The organism is Nocardia arthritidis NBRC 100137 (genome assembly GCF_001612765.1).
Classification (GTDB): Bacteria; Actinomycetota; Actinomycetes; order Mycobacteriales; family Mycobacteriaceae; genus Nocardia; species Nocardia arthritidis.
In genome coordinates, this window is record NZ_BDBB01000009.1 from 137,183 (window position 1) to 157,351 (window position 20,169).

17 protein-coding genes and 3 pseudogenes are annotated in these 20,169 nt (G+C 66.2%); 12 read left to right on the forward strand and 8 right to left on the reverse strand.

Annotated features, from left to right (window positions below; genetic code table 11):
• Position 1: 1 nt before the first annotated feature.
• Genes NA8_RS09370 through fadD11 form a run of 6 tightly spaced genes read left to right on the forward strand, consistent with a single transcriptional unit; the run spans position 2 to position 7,090 of the window.
• A complete protein-coding gene (locus NA8_RS09370; protein WP_063049991.1) occupies positions 2–511 on the forward strand; it encodes an SRPBCC family protein in 510 nt (169 codons plus the stop codon).
• Positions 508–2,004 (forward strand): aldehyde dehydrogenase family protein, encoded by a 1,497-nt coding sequence (locus NA8_RS09375; protein WP_063049992.1) that lies wholly within the window; start codon positions 508–510, stop codon positions 2,002–2,004. The genes NA8_RS09370 and NA8_RS09375 overlap by 4 nt, the downstream gene beginning before the upstream one ends.
• A gap of 3 nt (positions 2,005–2,007) precedes the next feature.
• A complete protein-coding gene (locus NA8_RS09380) occupies positions 2,008–3,471 on the forward strand; it encodes a flavin-containing monooxygenase (RefSeq protein ID WP_063049993.1) in 1,464 nt (487 codons plus the stop codon).
• Positions 3,471–4,337, forward strand: coding sequence for a short-chain dehydrogenase/reductase (locus NA8_RS09385; protein WP_063049994.1), 867 nt, complete (start codon positions 3,471–3,473; stop codon positions 4,335–4,337). The genes NA8_RS09380 and NA8_RS09385 overlap by 1 nt, the downstream gene beginning before the upstream one ends.
• The gene (locus tag NA8_RS09390) at positions 4,334–5,266 is read left to right on the forward strand and encodes an alpha/beta hydrolase (RefSeq protein WP_063049995.1); all 933 of its coding nucleotides are present in this window, start codon (positions 4,334–4,336) and stop codon (positions 5,264–5,266) included. Before NA8_RS09385 ends, NA8_RS09390 begins: the two co-directional genes overlap by 4 nt.
• An 18-nt stretch (positions 5,267–5,284) precedes the next feature.
• Positions 5,285–7,090 carry a fatty acid--CoA ligase FadD11 gene (fadD11, locus tag NA8_RS09395; protein WP_063049996.1) on the forward strand — a complete coding sequence of 602 codons (1,806 nt, stop codon included), beginning with the start codon at positions 5,285–5,287 and terminating at the stop codon, positions 7,088–7,090.
• Positions 7,091–7,242: 152 nt separating this feature from the next.
• Here the strand turns inward: fadD11 and NA8_RS09400 are convergent, their stop codons facing one another.
• The 5 genes and pseudogenes from NA8_RS09400 to NA8_RS09420 form a co-directional block, all read right to left on the reverse strand.
• A complete protein-coding gene (locus NA8_RS09400; protein ID WP_063049997.1) occupies positions 7,243–10,551 on the reverse strand; it encodes a protein kinase domain-containing protein in 3,309 nt (1,102 codons plus the stop codon).
• A 438-nt stretch (positions 10,552–10,989) separates the two neighbouring features.
• Complete coding sequence (locus tag NA8_RS09405; protein WP_063049998.1) at positions 10,990–11,400, reverse strand: arsenate reductase ArsC; 411 nt, start codon at positions 11,398–11,400, stop codon at positions 10,990–10,992.
• Positions 11,401–11,679: 279 nt separating this feature from the next.
• Positions 11,680–12,795 carry an ACR3 family arsenite efflux transporter gene (gene arsB / locus NA8_RS09410; RefSeq protein WP_063049999.1) on the reverse strand — a complete coding sequence of 372 codons (1,116 nt, stop codon included), beginning with the start codon at positions 12,793–12,795 and terminating at the stop codon, positions 11,680–11,682.
• Positions 12,792–13,169: an ArsR/SmtB family transcription factor gene (locus tag NA8_RS09415; protein ID WP_063050000.1), complete on the reverse strand. Its 378-nt coding sequence runs from the start codon at positions 13,167–13,169 to the stop codon at positions 12,792–12,794. The genes arsB and NA8_RS09415 overlap by 4 nt, the downstream gene beginning before the upstream one ends.
• A 68-nt stretch (positions 13,170–13,237) precedes the next feature.
• A pseudogene (locus NA8_RS09420) lies at positions 13,238–13,744 on the reverse strand (GNAT family N-acetyltransferase); the annotation flags it as partial.
• Here NA8_RS09420 and NA8_RS34965 point away from each other — a divergent pair.
• From NA8_RS34965 to NA8_RS34975, 3 genes and pseudogenes are all read left to right on the forward strand, one after another.
• A pseudogene (locus NA8_RS34965) lies at positions 13,731–14,414 on the forward strand (alpha/beta fold hydrolase); the annotation flags it as partial. The pseudogenes NA8_RS09420 and NA8_RS34965 sit on opposite strands and share 14 nt — an antisense overlap.
• A pseudogene (locus NA8_RS34970) lies at positions 14,381–14,665 on the forward strand (hypothetical protein); the annotation flags it as partial. The pseudogenes NA8_RS34965 and NA8_RS34970, both read left to right, overlap by 34 nt.
• A gap of 84 nt (positions 14,666–14,749) precedes the next feature.
• The gene (locus NA8_RS34975; protein WP_245663745.1) at positions 14,750–15,250 is read left to right on the forward strand and encodes an NAD(P)/FAD-dependent oxidoreductase; all 501 of its coding nucleotides are present in this window, start codon (positions 14,750–14,752) and stop codon (positions 15,248–15,250) included.
• A 203-nt stretch (positions 15,251–15,453) separates the two neighbouring features.
• Here the strand turns inward: NA8_RS34975 and NA8_RS09435 are convergent, their stop codons facing one another.
• The gene (locus NA8_RS09435) at positions 15,454–15,846 is read right to left on the reverse strand and encodes a group I truncated hemoglobin (protein ID WP_063050003.1); all 393 of its coding nucleotides are present in this window, start codon (positions 15,844–15,846) and stop codon (positions 15,454–15,456) included.
• 467 nt (positions 15,847–16,313) lie between these two features.
• Here NA8_RS09435 and NA8_RS09440 point away from each other — a divergent pair, with 467 nt between their 5' ends.
• Entirely contained in the window at positions 16,314–17,087 is a 774-nt protein-coding gene (locus NA8_RS09440; protein ID WP_063050004.1) for an SDR family oxidoreductase, read from the forward strand.
• Positions 17,088–17,196: 109 nt separating this feature from the next.
• Here the strand turns inward: NA8_RS09440 and NA8_RS09445 are convergent, their stop codons facing one another.
• Positions 17,197–17,703, reverse strand: coding sequence for a TetR/AcrR family transcriptional regulator (locus NA8_RS09445; protein ID WP_063050005.1), 507 nt, complete (start codon positions 17,701–17,703; stop codon positions 17,197–17,199).
• A 156-nt stretch (positions 17,704–17,859) separates the two neighbouring features.
• Between NA8_RS09445 and NA8_RS09450 the strand changes: the two genes are divergently transcribed.
• On the forward strand, positions 17,860–18,798 hold the full coding sequence (locus NA8_RS09450) for an SAM-dependent methyltransferase (RefSeq protein ID WP_245663736.1): 939 nt from the start codon (positions 17,860–17,862) through the stop codon (positions 18,796–18,798).
• On the opposite strand, the gene NA8_RS09455 is transcribed toward NA8_RS09450, so the two are convergent.
• On the reverse strand, positions 18,762–19,754 hold the full coding sequence (locus NA8_RS09455; RefSeq protein ID WP_063050006.1) for a helix-turn-helix transcriptional regulator: 993 nt from the start codon (positions 19,752–19,754) through the stop codon (positions 18,762–18,764). The two genes, NA8_RS09450 and NA8_RS09455, sit on opposite strands and share 37 nt — an antisense overlap.
• A 61-nt stretch (positions 19,755–19,815) precedes the next feature.
• Here NA8_RS09455 and NA8_RS09460 point away from each other — a divergent pair, with 61 nt between their 5' ends.
• Positions 19,816–20,169, forward strand: a complete 354-nt coding sequence (locus NA8_RS09460) for a YybH family protein (protein ID WP_218019429.1) — start codon at positions 19,816–19,818, stop codon at positions 20,167–20,169.

Below are 20,169 nucleotides of genomic sequence, written 5' to 3' on the forward strand. Positions count from 1 at the left end.
CATGACTGCACGTTTCGTGCTGGCGAAATCCGACGACGCATTCCTCGCCGGCGCCGCCCGCCGCTACACCCATTTCGTCGACATCTCACAACCGCCGCAGCGCGTCTGGGCGGCATTGACCTCCGACGACGCCCTCGTGTCGTGGTCGCCGGTGATCACCGCGGCGCGCTGGACCTCGCCCCGGCCGTTCGGTGTCGGCACCACCCGCGTGGTCACCCTCGGCGGTGTCGCGCGCCTGGAGGAACGGTTCTACCGCTGGGAGGAAGGCTCACATATGACCTTCACCGTCGACGCCGCCTCGATTCCGGGCTTGAAGCGGTTCGCCGAGGACATCGCCCTACAGCCGACCCCCGGCGGGACACGGCTTATCTGGACGTTCGCGCTCGAAGGAAACGCCTTGCTGCGCCCGCTACTGGCCGCAGCGAGCCCGGTCAACCATTTCGTCACGAAATCGATTGCCCGCGGGATCCGCCGGGCGGTCGTCACTTCGGCGCAGGAGGCCGGTCGATGACTACCACCGAGACGCGGCCCGCCGCGCAGGACAGCATGTTCGAGGTGCGTAACCCGGCGTCCGGCCTGGTCGTCGGCCGGTATCCGAACCGGACTCCGGCGCAGGTCGAGGCCGCGGTCGCGCGCGCTCACGAGGCCGCGGCCGAGTGGGCCGCGATGGGTTTCGCCGAGCGCGGGCGGGTGCTGGACCGCTGGCGGGCCGAGATCGTGCGCGGCCGGAACGATCTCGCGCGCATCATGCATCAGGAGATGGGCAAGCCGATCTCCGATGCCAAGCTCGAGATCGTGATGGCGCTCGAGCATCTGAAATGGGCGGCGCGCAATGCTCAGCGCGTGCTCGGCCGCCGTGCGGTGGGATCGAGCTTGCTCACCCTCAATCAGGCGTCCAGTGTCGAGTACCGTCCGTTCGGCGTCGTCGGCATCATCGGGCCCTGGAACTATCCGGTATTCACGCCGCTGAGTTCGATCTCGTTCGCGCTCGCCGCCGGCAACGCGGTGGTGTTCAAACCGAGCGAGTACACCCCCGGTGTCGGGCTTTGGCTCGCAGAGGCATTCACCCGGGCGCTGCCCACGAGACCGGTGTTACAGGTGGTCACCGGTGCGGGCGAGACAGGCGCGGCACTGTGCCGCAGCCGGGTCGGCAAGATCGGATTCACCGGATCGACCGAGACCGGAAAACGTGTTCTCGCCGCGTGCGCGGAGCGCCTCACCCCCGTCCTGATGGAGTGCGGCGGCAAGGACGCGCTGATCGTCGACGCGGACGCCGACCTCGACGCCGCGGCCGACGCGGCGATCTGGGGCGGTATGTCCAACGCGGGCCAAACCTGTCTCGGTGTCGAGCGGGTGTATGTCCACACGGCCGTCTACGACGAATTTCTCAGCAAACTCCGCACTCTGGCCGGTGACCTGCGCGCCGGAAACGGCACGGCGCAGATCGGCCCGATCACCATGCCCAAGCAACTCGAGGTGATCCGCCGGCACCTGGACGACGCGATCGCTCGCGGCGGGCGCGCGCTACTCGGCGGCTCCGAATCGATCAGCGGTCAGTTCGTGCAGCCGACCATCCTGGTCGATGTCCCCGAGGATGCCGCCGCCGTGGTTGAGGAGACCTTCGGGCCGACACTCACGGTCGCCCGCGTGACCGATATGGATGAGGCCGTCGAACGGGTCAACGCGAGCGAATACGGCCTCGGCGCCACTGTCTTCGCCCGGCGCGACGGTGTGGCGATCGCGGACCGGATCAACAGCGGCGCTACCTCCGTCAACGCCTTCGTCGCTCACGCCACCGTCCCGGCACTTCCGCTCGGCGGAGTCGGGGCGTCCGGATTCGGCCGGGTGCACGGCCCAGATGGTTTGCGCGAGTTCACCTATGCCAAGGCGACCACGCGGCAGCGTTTTCCCTCCCCGCTGGCGCTCACGACGTTCAGGCGCAGTGCACGCGTGGACTTCGTGGTCGATGTGCTGACCGCGGCACTGCACGGAAGGATCGGCTGACCCATGACCGCACACGACATCGAGCACCGGCAGATCGTCATTCTCGGCGCGGGCTTCGGCGGGATCGGCCTGGCTATCAAGCTGCGCGCGGCCGGATTCGACGACCTCGTGCTGATCGAACGGGCCGAAGACCTCGGCGGCACCTGGCAGGCCAATACCTATCCGGGCTGTGCGTGCGACGTGCCCTCGCAGCTGTACAGCTACTCCTTCGCGCCGAACCCGGATTGGTCGCGTACCTATGGCGGCCAGCGGGAAATTCTCGAATATATTCGCTCGGTAGCGACAAAACACGATGTGGTGCGTCACATTCGGCTGGGCACCGAACTCCTCGGCGCGCGGTGGGACGAAGCAGCATCGGTCTGGCGGGTCGAAACCTCGCGCGGGCCCCTCACCGCCGACTACTTCATCTCCGCCGCCGGGATCTTCGCCGAAGCGAAGTACCCGAATTTGCCGGGACTGGACACTTTCGAAGGCAAGGCCTTCCATTCGCTGCACTGGGACCACGATCACGACCTGTCCGGCGAACGGGTGGCGGTGATCGGCACCGGAGCGTCGGCCGTTCAGTTCGTGCCCGAGATTCAGCCGAAGGTCGCGTCGCTGACTGTCTTTCAGCGGTCGGCCCCCTGGATCGTGCCGCGGATGGACCGCCGGACTCGGGCGCTGGAACGTCTGCTGTTGCGCCGGGTTCCTTTGACCCAGAAGGCAGTTCGCGGCACCTGGTACACCCTGATCGAAAGCTTCGGCCTGGTCGGCTTCGTGGACAACCGATTCCGGCACCCGTTCGAACTGCTCGGCCGCTTCCAGCTGCGCCGCCAGATCCGCGACGAGGCGTTACGTGCGCGAGTCACGCCGGACTATATGATCGGCTGCAAACGGGCCATCTTCTCCGATGCCTACCTGCCCGCGCTGGATCAGGACAACGTCCAGGTTGTGACCGACGGTATCGAAGAGGTCCGGCCGCACTCGATCCTGACTCGGGCCGGGGTGGAGATTCCGGTGGACACCATCATCTACGGCACCGGATTCACCTCCATCCCGACTGCGTATGAACGGATCGTCGGCCGCGAGAACCTGTCCATCGCCGACCTGTATCACAAGCAGCCGCAGACCTACCTCGGCGCGGCCGTCGCGGGCTTCCCGAACTTCTTCTGCACGCTCGGTCCGTTCGGCGCGGCCGGCAACCAGTCCGCAATCTTCATGATCGAGTCGCAGATCGCCTACATCGTCGACGCCCTGTCGACGCTGCGCACCCGGGGCGCGCGGCGGGTCGAGCTGCGACCCATCGTCCAGGAAAGATTCGTCGAGGAGATGCGGCGGCGCAGCGCCGAAACCGTCTGGCTCACCGGCGGCTGCGAGAGCTACTACACCACCGCCGACGGTGGCAATGCCGGGCTGTATCCGAGCTGGAGCTTCGAATATCGCAAGCGCACCGAACGGTTCGACGCCGAAGCCTACGAGGTGATCTGATGACACGCAATCCGCTGAGCTGGTTCGCCGGCTCGAGTTATGACGTCAGCGGAAAGGTCGTGCTGATCACCGGCGCCGGACAGGGCATCGGCCGCGAACTCACGAACCTCCTGCACACCCGGGGCGCGACCGTTGTGGTCTGCGACATCGATGAGATCGCCGCGCGTGCAACGGCATCCCTGCTCGGCTCCCCCGCGTATCCGATCGCCGCCGATGTCGCCGACCGTGCGCGGATGGAACAGGTCGTGGCGGAGGTGGTGCAGCGGTTCGGCCGCCTCGACGTCGTGGTCGCCAATGCCGGTGTCACACCCGTTCCCGCCACGGTGCGCACGCTGGATCCAGCCGACTTCGACCGGGTCGTCGGCATCAATCTCACCGGGGTTCTCAATACCGTGCACCCCGCACTCGATCACATCGTCCGCGCCAAAGGTCATGTCGTGGTCGTCTCCTCGTGTGCCGCGTTCGCCCCCGGGATGGGCGGTTCTCCGTACATGGTCAGCAAGGCCGCGGTGGAACAGCTCGGGCGCGCCCTACGGGTCGAACTCGCTGCCGTGGGTGCGAGCGCCGGCATCGCCTACTTCGGCATTGTCGAAACCGCCATGACCCACGACATGCTCGATACCGACGAGCTCGGCCGCCGGCTCGACGCGATGCTGCCTTGGCCGCTGCGGGTGCGGATCACCGCGAAACAGGCCGCGCGCAGCATCGCCGACGGCATCGCCCGCCGTGCCCCGCGCACGATCGCACCCGCCGGCTGGGAGCCCTACGCGCTGCTGCGAGGTGTTGTCAACGTCGTTCTCGACAACCGCCTCGCGGCGAGTTCGTCCGTGCACGAGGTGCTTCGCACCATCGAGGCGCGCCGATGACCGCCCTCGTCGAGCGCGGATCGTTCCGGGCCCGCGCGGTGCGGCGCTTGTCGACGCACACCATCCGGCGGCTCGGTGCGTTCGCGCCGGTGAACCCGACGACCCTGGCCACGATCCGGCCCCTGATCGACCGCACCTTGCGCGCCGCGGCACCCACTCTGCGCGGCACCGCGATCCGGGTCGTGCACGGGCCGGTTCGGGGCGAATGGGTGTACGGCCCGCGAGTCACCCGCACCGGCCACGTCGTGCTGTATATCCACGGCGGTGGATTCGTGGCCGGGTCCGCGGCGGGTTATCGCGGCGTGGCCGCACGAATGTCCACCGCGACCCGGATGCCGGTCTTCACCCTCGACTACCGGCTGGCGCCCGAACACCCCTATCCCGCAGCACCGATGGATGTCGCGCGCGGCTACCGGTGGCTGCTGAAGCAGGGCTACCGTCCCGAGCAGGTGATCGTCGCGGGTGACTCGGCCGGAGGTTTCCTGGCCGCGGACCTGATCCTCGCCAACGGACAGTCGGCGGTGCCGCAGCCCGGCGCGCTGGTCCTGTTCTCCCCCATGACCGATCTGAGCCTCACGCTCGCCACCGGCCATGCCAACGCCACGCTCGACGGCTTGTTGACGGTGCCGATGTCGCGCCACGCGATCGCGCAGTTCACCGACCTGCCACTGGAATTGCGGCCCGAACCCGGGATGTCGCTGCCGCCCGCGCTCATCCACACCAGCGACACCGAGTTCTTCAGCAACGACGCCACGACGCTGGCGAACCGTTGGGCGGCAGCGGGCGCGCACTGCGAGCTGCGAGTCTGGCCGGACCAGATGCACGTCTTCCAGGCCCTGCCGGCGCTCATCCCCGAATCCCGATTCGCTTACCGCGCGGCAGGCCGATTTGTCACCTCGATCCTCGAACCCTCGACTGCCGCCAGTTGATTCAGAAAGGCCGGTTCCGTGAGTCCTGCTCGCTTCGACACGCTGCCCGCAGCGTTCCAGCACACCGCGTCGATCGATCCTGACGCGATCGCACTGCGCACTCCCGGCAATGCCCGCACCCTCACCTGGCGCGACTACGCACGCCAGGTTCGTGACGTGGCCGCCGGGCTCGCCCGACTCGGCGTCCGGCGCGGCGACACCGTCGCGCTGATGCTGACCAACCGCATCGATTTCTATCCCCTCGAGGTCGGCGCGCAACACCTCGGCGCGACATCGTTCTCGTTGTACAACACGCTGCCCGCCGAGCAGCTCGCCTACGTTCTCGACAATGCCCGCGCCCGCGTGGTGATCTGCGAACCGCAATTCCTACCGCGCCTGCGGGACAGCGGAATCGAACTCGACTACGTGATCTGCGTCGACGACGCCCCGGCGGGCACACTGTCGGTCGATGAGCTGACCAGTGCCGGCACAGCCGATTTCGACTTCGACGCGACTTGGCGAGCGGTCCAGCCCGGTGACGTCGCGACTCTGATCTACACCTCGGGCACCACCGGCAACCCCAAGGGTGTGGAAACCACCCACGCCAACCTCCTGTTCCAGGTGTACGGCATCGACAACGTGCTGCATTTCGAATTCGGTGACACCATCACCTCGTTCATGCCGACCGCCCACATCGCCGACCGGCTCACCGCCCTGTACGTCCAGGAAGTGCTGGGTACCCAGGTGACCTGTGTGTCGGACCCGAGCAACATCGCGTCGGCGCTCACCGATCTGCGGCCGACGGTCTGGGGAGCAGTGCCCAGGGTGTGGGAAAAGCTCAAGGCCGCCATCGAATTCAAGGTGGCCGATGAGCAGGACGGGACCCGCCGCAAGGCATTGGAGTGGGCGCTGGGGGTGGCCGGCGAGCGCAGCAAGCACCAGCTGGCCGGCGAGCCGGTACCCACCGAGCTTGCTGCCGAGTGGAAGCTGGCCGACGAGATGGTGCTGAGCGGCCTGCGCGCCGCCCTCGGATTCGATCGGCTGCGCTGGGCGCTGTCGGGTGCGGCGCCGATTCCGGCGCAGACCCTGGCGTTCTTCGCCGGACTTGGCCTCCCGATCGCGGAGATCTGGGGCATGTCCGAGTTGTCGTGCATCTGCAGTGTCAGCCATCCTGACGACGCCAAGTTGGGGACCGTCGGAAGACTTTTGCCCGGCATGGAATCCCGCCGCACGGCCGACGGCGAACTGCATGTGCGTGGTCCACTGGTCATGAAGGGTTACCGCGGCCTGCCCGAGCAAACCAGCGAGGCGATCGACGCGGACGGCTGGCTGCACACCGGTGACATCGTGGAGATCGACGCCGACGGTTACCTGAAGATCGTCGATCGCAAGAAGGAACTGATCATCAATGCCGCCGGGAAGAACATGTCTCCGGCGAACATCGAGAACACGATCAAGGCCAGCACACCGCTCGTCGGAGCCATCGCGGTCATCGGCGACGGGCGCCCCTACAACACCGCTCTGATCGTCCTCGACGTCGAAATCGCCGGACCTTACGCGCGTCAGCACGGACTTCCCGACGCGTCCGCGGCCACCTTGGCCGCCGATCCCACCGTCGTGCAGACGATCGCGGCCGGGGTTGCCGCGGGCAATCAGCGGCTCTCGCGCGTGGAGCAGATCAAACGGTTCCGTGTGCTCCCGGTCTTCTGGGAAGCCGGTGGTGACGAAGTCACCCTCACCATGAAGCTCAAGCGGAAAGTCATTGCCGAGAAGTACCTTTCCGATATCGCCGACCTGTACAAGCAGGAGCTCGCACCAGGGGTGCATGAGCCCCAGCAATCCTGACCCGCCGGTGTTGCACTGTGTCCCCGAGGGATCCGGCCGGGCACAGTGCCGGGCAAGGGTGACGCGCGAAGGGGGCTGTGTATAGCGAACCGTCGTAGACTGCCACGTCGCGGCGAGCAGGCTGAACCCGACCAAACCCGTGATGGTTCACCCTAGGCTCCGGGTTGCCCTCTGTGTTGGGTTACTACCTCCCGCCGCTCCTGCTCTGTTGCCCAGGCCGCGATCTGCGCCCGCGAGGTGAAGCCCAATTTTGTCAGTATGTGCTCCACATGCCCTTGCGCCGTGCGCTGTGCGATCGTCAGTCGAGCGGCGATCGCCCTGTTGGTGAGACCTTCGGCGACAAGGTCGGCGACCTGGCGCTCACGTTTCGTCAATGTCGCGTAACGGTGATCGGTCGGTGCCACAGCTCGGGGTTGCTTACCCAGCACGAAGTCGACCGCGGCATCGAAGCTCATTGCGGATCCGTGTCGGCGCTCCGCCTCGAATGCTCGCGTGCCGATCAGCTCGACCGCCCGATGCTCGCACTTCTCGTGGTACTTCGACAAGGCTGAAAACACGATGCCGGAACCGCCGAGGGAACGGCCGAGCTGCTCGGCGATACCCAACAGCACGGCGGCGCGCCGGGCATCGCCCTGCTCGGCCGCGATCCAGGCCAGGACCTCCGAGCAGATCGCGGCGACGATCGGGTCGATCACCAGCCGCGACAGGTGCACAGCTTCCCCTAAATGGTGCACAGCGCGCTCAGGCTCACCTTGCAACCAGTGGGTAAGCCCCTTCACTCCTAGTACATAAGAGTGATAGACCGTCTCACCGTGAGAATCGGCGATGGCCAGTGCCTGTTCGATTCGTACGAGGGCTCGGGGCGTATCCCCCTGCAGGGCGTAGGCCAAACCAAGCGCGAGCAGTGCCCTCGAATGCGTTGTGAGTTCACCGCACGCCCCGAATGTATCGATGACGTCTTCCATGAGAGCGCTGGCCCGCACCGGATCGCCGCATACGAGAGCGATGAAACCGTCCGCGTACGCCAGCAGGGCACCGCTCATAGGCTCGGTCGTCCGTTCCGCGAGCCCTCGAAGCTCTGCCAGCCGGCAAGTCGCAGCCCCGAAATCGCCCAGTGTCGCGGCCAGCATGACCGCCGCCACCAATGCCTTGGCCCGGTCCGCGTTCGGTGCACCCGACGACCGGCTGAGCGCACGGTCACACCAGCGACGCCCCTCGCTAGATCGCCCACGCAGCAACCAGAACGGAAACAGCGCGTGAGCGATGCGTAGAGCGTGCTCACCCTCCCCTGCCAGGCTGAACTCTATCGCCTGTCGGAGATTCGGTAGCTCCCGCTCCAAGCGGGCAATCCACTTCAGCTGGCGTGGACTCATCCATTCGGCTTCGGCGTTGATCGCCAACCGCTCGTACCAGTCCCGGTGACGACGAGACAGCTCCGTGTAGTCGCCGGTTCTTTCGAGTTGGTCCCTGCCGTACTCCTGAACAGTCTCGAGCATTCGGAACCGGACAGCGCCGTCGACGTCTTCGCGTATCAAAATCGACTTGTCGACCAGGGCGGAAACCGAGTCGAGCAGCTCCGGCTCGGCCAGATCCGCACCGCACACCTGCTGGGCGGCGTCGAGTTCGAAACCTCTGGCGAACACCGATAGTTGATCCCACAACCGCTGCTCGGTCTCCGTGCACAGGTCGTAGCTCCAGCCGATGCACCACCGCAACGTCTGCTGCCGCGTCGGTGCGCCTCGCCTGCCGCCGGTCAACAGCGCGAAGCGGTCGGTCAACCGCAGCAGAAGTTGCTCCGCTGACATCATGCGCAGCCGCGCGGCGGCCAGCTCGATCGCCAGCGGCAGCCCGTCCAATCGGCTGCAGATCCCGACCACACTGAGTCTGTTGCTGTCGGTCAGCTCGAAGCCGGGCACTGCCGCGGCAGCTCGCTGGGCGAACAGCGTCACCGCATCGAAATTGGCCAGACTCCGCAACGACGGCGAACATTGGGGGTCCGGAAACGCTAGCGGCGACATCGGAACCACCGACTCCCCGGCGATATCCAACGCTTCGCGACTGGTCGCCACGATCCGCAATGGGGGGCTGGCTCGCAACAGGGACTCGGCCAGCTCAGCGACCGCGTCGATGACCTGTTCGCAGTTGTCCAGCACCAGCAGTCGCTCGCGTGCGGAGAAGAATTCCACGAGTACCTCGAGCATCGGCCTGCCCGCATGGTTCCGCAGACCGAGAGCGGCGCCCACGACATCGACCAACGACGCCGCATCGCGCAGCTCACCCAGCTCGACCAACCACACCCCACCCGCGAATTCCCGCTGAACCTTGTGAGCAACCCGCAGCGCGAGCCGTGATTTGCCGATCCCCCCGATCCCGGTCAATGTGACCAGACGCGATCCCGACAACAGATTCTTCACCTCCGACACCTGGGTACGCCGACCGACAAAGCTGGTCAGCTCCAGGGGCAGGTTCCCCTCGCCTGCGCGTCGCCGCCCCGCGACTCGATCGGAAACGACCTCCGGGACCGCAGGCGCGGCCACCGGGAGCGATGCTCGTTCTACTCTCGCGGCTTCGGGTAAAGCCATCGCATCGACCGCGAAACCGTGAGCGAGCTGAACCTGCTGAAGCTGCTCGCCCAGCTCCGCGGCGGTAGGGCGATCGCGCGGTTCACGAGACATAGCCTTTTCGATGACGGCACACACCCCCTCCGCGAAGCCGCCCTCACGCAGGTCCGGCACCGGCTGGGTCGTGATCCGCAAAAACTGTGCTACCACCTCCTCACCACGACGACGCTCGAACGCCGCATGCCCGGTCAGCGCGCAAAACAGCGTGGCCCCCAGGCCGTATACATCCGAAACGCGACTCGGGCCATCCCCACCGAGCACCTCCGGCGCAGTGAATGCCGGTGAACCAGTGATCGTGCCGGTCGCGGTCTCGAACCCGCCGACGATGTGAGCAATGCCGAAGTCGGTCAGCGCCGGCTCGCCGTAGTCGGTGAGCAGGACGTTCGCCGGTTTGACGTCCCGGTGCAGAACCCCGGCTTGATGCGCCACCTCCAACGCGCCGGCCAATTTCACACCGAGACGAAGTACCTCCTCCACCGAAAGCGGGCCTTCGCTCCGGATCCTCGCGTCGAGCGATCCCCGGCGGTGATACTGCATCACCAGGTAAGGCCGCCCGGTCTCGGTTTCACCGACGTACAGAACGCCGACGAAATTCGGGTGCCCCGTGAGCCGCGCCATCGCCCGTTGCTCGCGGAAGAAGCGCTCCCGGTTGCCCTCCAGTTCGCCGGTCAGAACCTTCACCGCCACCATGCGATCCAAGGCGACCTCGGTGCAGCGGTAGACGACACCGAAGCCACCGCGACCGATTTCCTCGGCGTCCGCGAACCCGGCAGCGCTCAACTCCGTAACGGTGTCGTCGCCAACATCGCGCTGTGTCGTGAAAGGATCGCTTTCACTCATCGTCTACTCGCGACGACTCACCGCTGGCCGCATACCAGTCAGAATATCGCCGCTTGCATTCCCGGTGGTACGGCCAGAACTGCAACCATGAAGAACGTGTTTGTCACACTTCGATCACCCGGCCCTCGCCATGATCGAACTCGCGGGACTCGTCCTGCCGGCCTCCGGCTCCGTCCTCACCACGGCGATGACGCCACCGGCTCGCGCAGATGCAGTGCTCGCAAGTGCGCAAGAGCCGGTCGGAATCCGGTCGCCCATACGATGACCTCAGCGCGTTGCTCATGATCGGACCAGTAGACGCCGTTGCGCGTCATTCCGGAAACATCGCAAGCGCGTATTGATGGGCATCAACTCTGATTTCGGTCCGCAGATTCCGGTGTTGCAGCATCAAGCCGGTTCGAATACCTGGCTGGTGCTCGTGGTGTCGATGTCCTCCGGTCAGGCGCGGGCGGGCAGCAGTTCGGCAATCAGATCCTCGACGCGTTTCTTGATCTCGTCACGGATCGGGCGCACGGATTCCACGCCCTTACCCGCCGGATCCTCGAGTACCCAGTCCCGGTAGCTGACACCGGGAAATACCGGACAGGTGTCGCCGCAGCCCATGGTGATGACCACATCGGCGGTTTCGACCACGTCGAAGGTGAGAATCTTGGGTGATCGATCGGAGATGTCGATGCCGACCTCGCGCATGGCTTCGACCGCGGCGGGGTTGATCGACTCGGCGGGTGCGCTGCCTGCGGAGCGGACTTCGATGGCGTCTCCGGCGAGGTGGGTGAGGAATCCGGCGGCCATCTGGGAGCGTCCGGCGTTATGGACGCAGACGAACAGAACACTGGGCTTCGTGGCCATGAGTGAGTAGACCTTTCGGGGCAGGTGCTGGATGGGAGCTAGGCCATGGCCTCGACAGCGGCGGGATTGATCTCATCGCCGGGCTCCGAGCCGCCGAACCAGGCGACGGCGTTGTCCCCGGCGAGGTGGGTGAAGAATCCGAGGGCCATCTGTGAGCCCCCGACTTGGGTACTTCGTCGCGGATGTCGACGCCTACTGCGTGCCGCGTCAGTCCGGCGGCCATCTGAGACTTTCCGCTGTTGCGGACGCAGACGAACAGAACCGCTGGTGCCGCAGCGGTCACCGCTCCGATGCCCTTCCCGCGGCCATGGCAGCGGCAGGTGCCTCCGCGGCGGAACGGTAACGCTTGCGCAGCGCCAGCGAGACATACACCAGCCCGACGAGGACCGGCACCTCGATGAGCGGGCCGACGACGCCGGCAAGGGCTTGCCCGGAGGCGGCGCCGTAGGTGGCGATCGCGACGGCGATGGCGAGTTCGAAGTTGTTGCCCGCCGCGGTGAACGCCAGCGTGGTGGTGCGCTCATAGCCCAGACCGAGGACAGCGCCCAGCACGTAACCGCCGCCCCACATGACGGCGAAATACGCCAGCAATGGCAGCGCGATCCGCACCACGTCCAGCGGTTGAGCGGTGATCTGTTTGCCTTGCAGGGCGAACAGCAGCACGATGGTGAACAGCAGCCCGTACAGCGCCCACGGCCCGATCCGCGGCAGCAGCGTGGATTCATACCAGTCCCGTCCCTTGGCACGTTCTCCGAAGCGGCGGGTCAGAAAACCGGCGATCAGCGGGATGCCGAGGAAGATCAGCACCGATTTCGCAATCTGCCACGGTGAGGCGTCGATCGTGGTCTGCTCCAAGCCGAGCCAGCCGGGCAGCACCGAGAGATAGAACCAGCCCAGCACGGCGAACATCAGCACCTGGAACAGCGAGTTCAGCGCCACCAGCACGGCGGCGGCCTCACGGTCACCGCAGGCCAGGTCGTTCCAGATGATGACCATCGCGATGCAGCGCGCCAACCCGACGATGATCAACCCGGTCCGGTACTCCGGCAGATCCGCCAACAGCAGCCACGCCAGCGCGAACATCAACGCCGGACCCAGCAGCCAGTTCAACACCAGCGACCCGATCAACAGCTTGCGGTCACCGGTGACGGTGTCGAGACGGTCATAGCGCACCTTCGCCAGAACGGGGTACATCATGACCAGCAGCCCGACCGCGATCGGCAGCGAGATGCCGTCGATCTCCACCGCGCTCAGTGTCTCCCCGAGACCCGGAACCAGGCGGCCCAGCAGCAGCCCGACCACCATCGCGACACCGATCCACACCGGCAGGAACCGATCCAGTGTCGACAGCTTCGCCACGACCCCGTTCTCCACGACGGCGGTGTCGGCGCTCACGCGTGCACCGCTGTGGCGGCGCCGCTTTCGACCAGCAGCACATCCGACAGCCGTTGCAGCGCTTCGGGAACCACCCGGTAGTACACCCACGAGGCACGGCGTTCGCTGGTGAGCAGTCCGGCCTCGCGCAGCACCTTCAAATGGTGAGAGATGGTCGGCTGGGTCAGATCGATGCCTTCGGACAGGTCGCACACGCACGCCTCCCCGCCCGCGCGCGAGGCGATCACGCTCAAAAGCCGCAACCGCATCGGGTCCGCCAGGGCCTTGAACACCCCCGCCAACTCCGCAGCGGCCTGCGCGGTCAACGGTGCGCGCACGATCGGCGAGGTCGTGCACGACTGCACCGGAACGATCGGAAGGTGCGACTTCGACATAGACCTATATTGACCTATATCAATACTGGATCGCAAGCAAACGGCCGGTGAACAGCTCGCGGCTCCGATTACCGTATGGGTGAGCGGCGTTCGAGCAGGACGGTGTCGCACCAGATACCGTCGCGTCGGCCGATGCGTTCGCGGACGCCGACGGTGCGATATCCGGCGCTGTGATGCAGGGCGAGGGCGGCGCGGTTTTCGGTGAAGATGGAGGTTTGCAGGGTCCAGAGCCCGGCGTCGTCGGCGGCGATGACCTGGTGGCGTAGTAGTGCTTTGCCGACACCGCGGCCGCGGTGGTCTTCGGCGACGTAAACCGAGGTTTCGGCGACGCCGGCGTAGACCTCGCGGTCGGATACCGCCTCGGCGGCGGCCCAGCCGACAACACGACCATCGAGTTCCGCCACCCACCGATGCTGCGGTAGCCAGTGTGTGTCGAGGTAGTCGCGAGTGGGGGTGTGGGTGTCGAAGGTCGCGTTGCCGGTGGCGATGCCCTCGCCGTAGATCGCCAACACGGTAGGCCAGTCGCGGTCAGCCAGGGTCCGGACGGTGATACCGGTGGGGATGTCGGCGGGGCAACGACCTGCTCCCTCGGCCGAACCCCCACCCTCCCCATCCGGGCTGGTGCGCGGCGGTTCGGTGACCTCGACAGACGGCACCAACATCACCTACCTCGCCCGCGGGGCGGGGCCGGTGATCCTCGGTGTGCACGGCGGGCTCGGCAGTGCGATCAGCCTGCTGCCGGTGGCAGAGCACCTGGCCGACGATTTCGAGGTCGTCCTGATCAACCTGCGCGGGCACGGCACCAGCGGATGGGGCCACTCAACCCCGCACATCAGCCACATGATCGACGACGTTCTGGCCGTCATCGATGCCGTCGGACCGGTCACCACCCTGTTCGGCTACCCCTACGGCGCGGTCATCGCCCTCGAAACCGCCCTCGTCGCCCCCGACCGCATCGACCGCCTCACCCTCTACGAACCACCCCTGCCCATCACCTACCCGATCCCCGCCATCACCGGACTCGAAAACCGCCTCACCGCAGGCGACTACGAACAACTCCTGCTGGACACCACACCCGCCGCCGGAGGATTCACCGCCACCGAACTCGCCGCCCTGCGCACCGACCCGCTCTGGATGTCCAAAGTCGCCCACGTCCCCACCCTGGTCCCGACCATGCAGATTCTCGCTGGACTTGCACCTACCGTCGAGCAATACGCCGCGGTCACCGTGCCGACGCGGCTGATCGTCGGCACCACCAGCGCCCCCTACATCCTCGCCGCCGCCGACCTGTCCGCCGCCGCGGGCTCACCGTCACCCACGACCGACACACCTTCACCGCCCACACCGACACCGGCGCCGCATTCCACGCACCCCGCCTCATCGCCGCCACCGGCGGTTTCGCTTCCCCGAACATCCCCGCCCTCCCCGGCCAGGACCGCTTCACCGGAAAACTCCTGCACGCCGGCCGATACCGCTCACCACACGACTACACGGGACAGAATGTGATCGTCATCGGCGCAGGCAACACCGCTGTGCAAATCGCCGCACACGCCACAGTCACCCTCGCCAGCCGACACCCGGTGAAAGTCGTCCCACAGCGACTACTCGGCCGAGACCTGCACTTCTGGTTCCGGATCAGCGGCTTCGACACCCTCCCGCTCGGCCGATTCGTCACCAACCCACCCACCCAACCCGTCCTCGACACCGGCCGCTACCGCACCGCCCTCGCCACCGGCAACCCCATCAGGCGACCGATGTTCGCTCACCTCGACGGCGACAACGCCATCTGGCCTGATGGCACGCGCCAACCCGTAGACACCGTCATCCTCGCCACCGGCTACCGCCCGCACCTCCCGTATCTCGCAGACCTCGGCGCACTCACCGACAACCACAACCCCCGCCACCGACAAGGACTGTCCCTCACCCACCCCGGCCTGGGCTACCTCGGCCTGGAATGGCAACGCACCCCCTCCTCCAACTCTCTGCGCGGAGTAGGCCGCGACGCCCAACACCTCATCACCAGCATCACCAGCCGTAAGTCGACGACATCGGCACGCGGCGATGCCGATTCGAAGTCGTAAACCAGTCGAAGTCACCGCGCCAGTCCGATATGTGCACGCAACGATCGATCTGCGGCTTGCTCAACGGCATTCGCATGCGTGTCTGCGGTATGCCGTGAACTGGGGGCGGAGGACTGAATCCTCATACCCCACACGACAAAAGGCCAGGCCATGCCGGTGCGTGGGCGACTCGAACCTCGTCGGGACAGTCTAAGTGCCGCAACCTATTCGACCGCTTTGGAGATGATGTCGTCGGCGAGAGGAGCGACCGTCGCGATGATCTCGGCCGTAAGCGCTGGTCGTGTACCAGCCGCCTGGAGAGACTGGGTCAAATGTTCGGCGACGCGGTCGAAGTGGCGCCGGGTTATGCCTCGACCTTGGTGGACCTGCTTCATCGTCGGCCCGGTGTATGGTGTCGGCCCTCCCAAAGCGGCGGCGAAGAACTCGACCTGACGGCCCTTCACTCGCGGCATGTTGACGCCGGTGAAGAATGGCGCCAGTTCATCGTCGGCCAGGATGCGTGCGTAGAGGTCTTCTACGACGATCTCGAGGGCAGGGTGGCCCCCCGCCCGTTCGTACAGGGTGCGCTCGTAGGGCGTGGCCGACGTTGTATCCACGGTGGGCTCCTCGGATTGCGGGTGATCAAATGTTCGTCCGGAAGAGGACGGCTCGGCATATGTTAATGCAAATTCACGTTGATTTCCATGTCCGGGCGGCTCGGTACCGGGTTCGGCGCTCCGTCGGCTCAGAACTATAATTCCTTGTAAAGGGCTATCTATTAAGCGGTTCAGCGGTTCGCGCGATGAGTGTAGCGAGTCAGACAAGTTACCAGTTGTTGAAGTGTCCACGTGGCGTCGCGGGGCTGAACCACAATGCCGTCCGGCAGAGTGAGATCCGGCCGATGGGTCGGCTCGACCGGAGTCGCCGGTGCGGGTGCCGCGCCGTCAGAGCCGAGTTCCACTGTCTTGAAAGCCGTTTGCGACTTGCCGGTGACCTACGGCACATATCTGCCCTGTTACGGAGATCCGGTCGCCGGCGTCTTGTGTGCGTCCGATACACAACGAGGAGAAGCGAGGATCCGACCATGAGCGGGAGCGGGCACACCACACACAGGAAAGTCGCGCTGATTACCGGAGCGAACAAAGGAATCGGCCGTGGAGCAGCCGAACAACTCGCCGCGCTGGGGACAACAGTCCTACTCGGAGCCAGGGATCCGCGGCGTGGAGAGGAGGCCGCGGCGGCACTGCGCGGGGCAGGCGGCGACGCACACTCCATCGCCCTGGACGTCACCGACCCGATCACCATCGAGCAGGGGGCAAAGCGGATCGAGGAGCGTTTCGGACACCTCGACGTGCTGATCAACAACGCCGGAATCACCGGCTCCGGAAAGGTTTCGCCGCAGGACGCCCACGACCAGGTGCCCAGCACTGTCGACCTGCGGATGGTCCGGGCAGTGTTCGAGACCAACGTTTTCGGCGTGATCGCGGTGACCAACGCGATGCTGCCGCTGCTGCGGCGGTCACCGGCACCGCGCATCGTGAATGTCAGCAGCCACGCCGCTTCGCTCACCCTGATCAGCGACCCGAACGGCCCCTTCGCGGGGTTGCCGCCGTCGGCCGCCTACACCCCTTCCAAGTCCGCGCTGACCGCGCTGACCGTCAACTACGCCAACGAACTTCGCAAAGACGGCTTCCTCGTGAATGCCGCCTGCCCCGGTTACGTCGACACCGACAGCAACAATCACACCGGGTTCCTCACGGTCGCGCAGGGAGCCGCGGTCCTGGTGCGCCTGGCCACGCTGGGCGCCGACGGACCGACCGCGGGCATGTTCAGCGAGGACGGCCCGGTGCCCTGGTGAAGACGAATCGACCGGTAGGTGATCGGATACGCCTCGAACCCGCTTCAGGAAGACGAATTGATGCCGGGCGGCGTCGCGGCTCGGCTGGTTACAGCGGCGCCCACGGCTGTCACATGCGGTCGATGATGCTCGAGGCGATATCGGTGGCGGCTTGGTAGCTGTCCTCGTCGGCGATGTCGAGATCGCCCATCATGGACAGGCTCCAGCTGATGGCCAGCAGGGCCTGGCGGGCGTGAAATTCCGCCAGCGGCGAGGAGCCGGGCGGGGTCATCAGACCGGCGAGGACCCGGAACTGGTAGCGCAGGCTGGTCCCGAAGCCGAGGTCGCGGAAGGCGGGCTGGTTTTCGGCCCAGAAGCGGATCATGTCCTTGCCGAGCCCGTGTAGCAGTTCGCCGTAACGGGTGACGATCTGCCGGGCGCGTTCGGCGCCCGGCGGCGCGGATTCGGCCCACTCGACGATGTCGTCGATGCCGCGGCGCAGATCCTCCGACAGGCTCGCGACGATGTCCTCTTTGGTGCGGAAGTGGTAGTACAGCGCTGCTTTGGTGATGCCCAGGCGTTCGGCGATCTCCCGCAGCGACGTCTTCTCATAGCCGTGTTCGGAGAACAGTTCCATGGCGACGGAACGAATTCGTTCTCGGGTGTCGCTGCGACGCCTATCCATCGGATCCCTTGTTTTTGCTTGACGACCGGCTAGGCGGAGCTTAACGTCTCCTCGTAGCCCAGGTAACTAGCCGGGCGGCAAGTTAAATAAACGCTGTGGGGAGAACCGATGATCGAAGAGGCAGCGAAGGCGCCCGTCACGGGCGCGGCCATGACCGCGATCGGGGTCGCGATGATCCGGGCACGCGAATCCGAGCGGCCGGATCGGCTGTACGACGACCCGTGGGCGAAGCAGTTCGTCGCCGCCGCCCGGTCGGATTTCGAACCCGAGCGCTGGGCCCGGCTGGAGACGGTCGCGGAGCAGTTCTATGCCGGGCGCAGCCTCGGAGTGCGGTTGGTCGACGACTGGGTACGTGAGGCGATCGACGCCGGATGTCGCCAGATTGTCTTGCTCGGCGCCGGCTTGGACACTCGCGCCTTCCGGATGGCGCTACCGGAGTCCATACACGTTTTCGAGATAGACCTGCCCGGGCTATTCGCGTTCAAGGAGCCTGTACTGACCCGGGCCGGTTCCGTCGCGACCTGTCGTCGCCAAGTCATCGCCGTGGATCTGGCGGAGGATTGGCCAACGGCGCTGAGGAAGAACGGCTTCCGTCCCGATGTCCCGACGTATTGGGTGGACGAGGGCGCGCTTGCCTACCTGCCGCCGGAGCAGCACCGTCGAGTTGTTCTGACACTTACCGAATTGTCTTGTCGAGGAAGTCGTTTCGGCGTCAGCCGATTCCGGGTCGACGCCACGGCCGGCCCGTATCCCGAGTTGCGCCGCCTCGTCTCCGGCGATGCGGCCCCTCCGCGCGCCGCCTGCGGTCTCGGCGAGGATGTCGAGCAGTGGCTTGACGAAATCGGCTGGGATACCGAGTTCCGCAGCTGGAGCGACATGGTCGCGCCGCTGGGCCGCCCGGTAGCGGGACTCGACCCGGACGTCGGGAATATCGCCGCGACCCGCCGGCCGACGCCGCAACGCCGGTCCGGCGACTCATGCACCCCTTCGAAACTGCGAGGAGAACGAACTCACTTTGTTCCAGTCCGGCCGGATGACTCTCCATAGCAGGTGGCGATCGCGGTGGCGCGGTCGCGCAGGGATGTGCGCAACCACTGCGGGGTGAGGGCTTCCGCGTTCGTGGCGAGCTGCCACAGCGCCCATTCTGCGTGTCTGGGATCTTGGAAGCTCACCTCGAGCCGCAGCCAGCCGTCGGTGTCGGTTTCTTCGGCGCGGACGGCGAGTGCGCTGCTCACCAGGTCCTCCCGGTGTGCCGGGTCCACTCGGACCAGCACGGTGACTTGATCACCGCCGGTCCGGAACTGCGTGCTGCGTTCCTGCCAGGCCCGGTCCAGATCGACTCGTTCCGGCCGCTGTGCGGGTTCGGGCAGTTCCTCGGCGGCCAGGACCCGCGACAACCGGTAGGTGCGGTCCGCGCCGGACATCGTGGCCAGCAAGTAACCCTGGTCGCGTACGGTGACCAGGCCGATCGGGTCCACGGTGCGCCACTTCGGGGTCTGGGCCACCGCCGCGTAGTGGATGCGCAGCTTGTGTCCGGCGAACACCGCGCGGCGGATCTCGCTCACTATGGTGTCGGGCACCTCTTCCGCGATCAGCCGGCGTGACAGGAGGTCGATCTCCGGGTCGATGAGCAATCGCCGGGCCGCGCCGGTCGCGGTGGCCCGATAGCTTTCCGGTAGCGCGTCGACCACCTTGCGCATGGCCGACGCGAGCGCGGAGCCGAGGCCGAACGCCTGTGCGCCGCGCCGTGATCCGGCGACGAGCAGCGCGAGCGCCTCGTCGTGGCTGAGTCCGGTGAGTTCGGTCCGGAAACCGGGCAGCAATGCGAAACCGCCGTGCCGGCCGCGTTCGGCATAGACCGGGACGCCGGCCGCGGAGAGGGCTTCGATGTCACGCAGCACGGTGCGGGTGGATACCTCGAGCTCGCGGGCGAGCGTGTCCGCGGTCAACCGACCGCGCTGACGCAGCAATAACACCAGCGAGACCAACCGGTCGGCGCGCATCCGAAAAATCTACCGGAATACACGACACAGGATGTCGTGATTTGTTGGAAGGCTGATCAACATGACAAACGAGAACGTGGCCACCGACCCCAACGATCTGGGCAGGTACTTCATCGAGCGCGCCAACGCGGGCGACGTCGAGGGGTTGGTGGCGTTGTATGAGCCGAACGCCGTGCTGGCGTTCCCACCGGGCAACCTCGCGACCGGACATGCGGAGATCCGCAAGGTGTACGAACAGTTCGTCGCGGCCGCGCCGGTGCTCTCGCCGGGTAGGCAACATCCAGCGCTGGTGAGCGGCGACCTGGCACTGACAGCGTCCACGCTGGACACCGGCGAGGTGACTGTCGAGATCGCCCGTCGCCAGCCGGACGGGTCGTGGCTATGGGCCGTGGACCAGCCGGCACTCGTGCCGTAG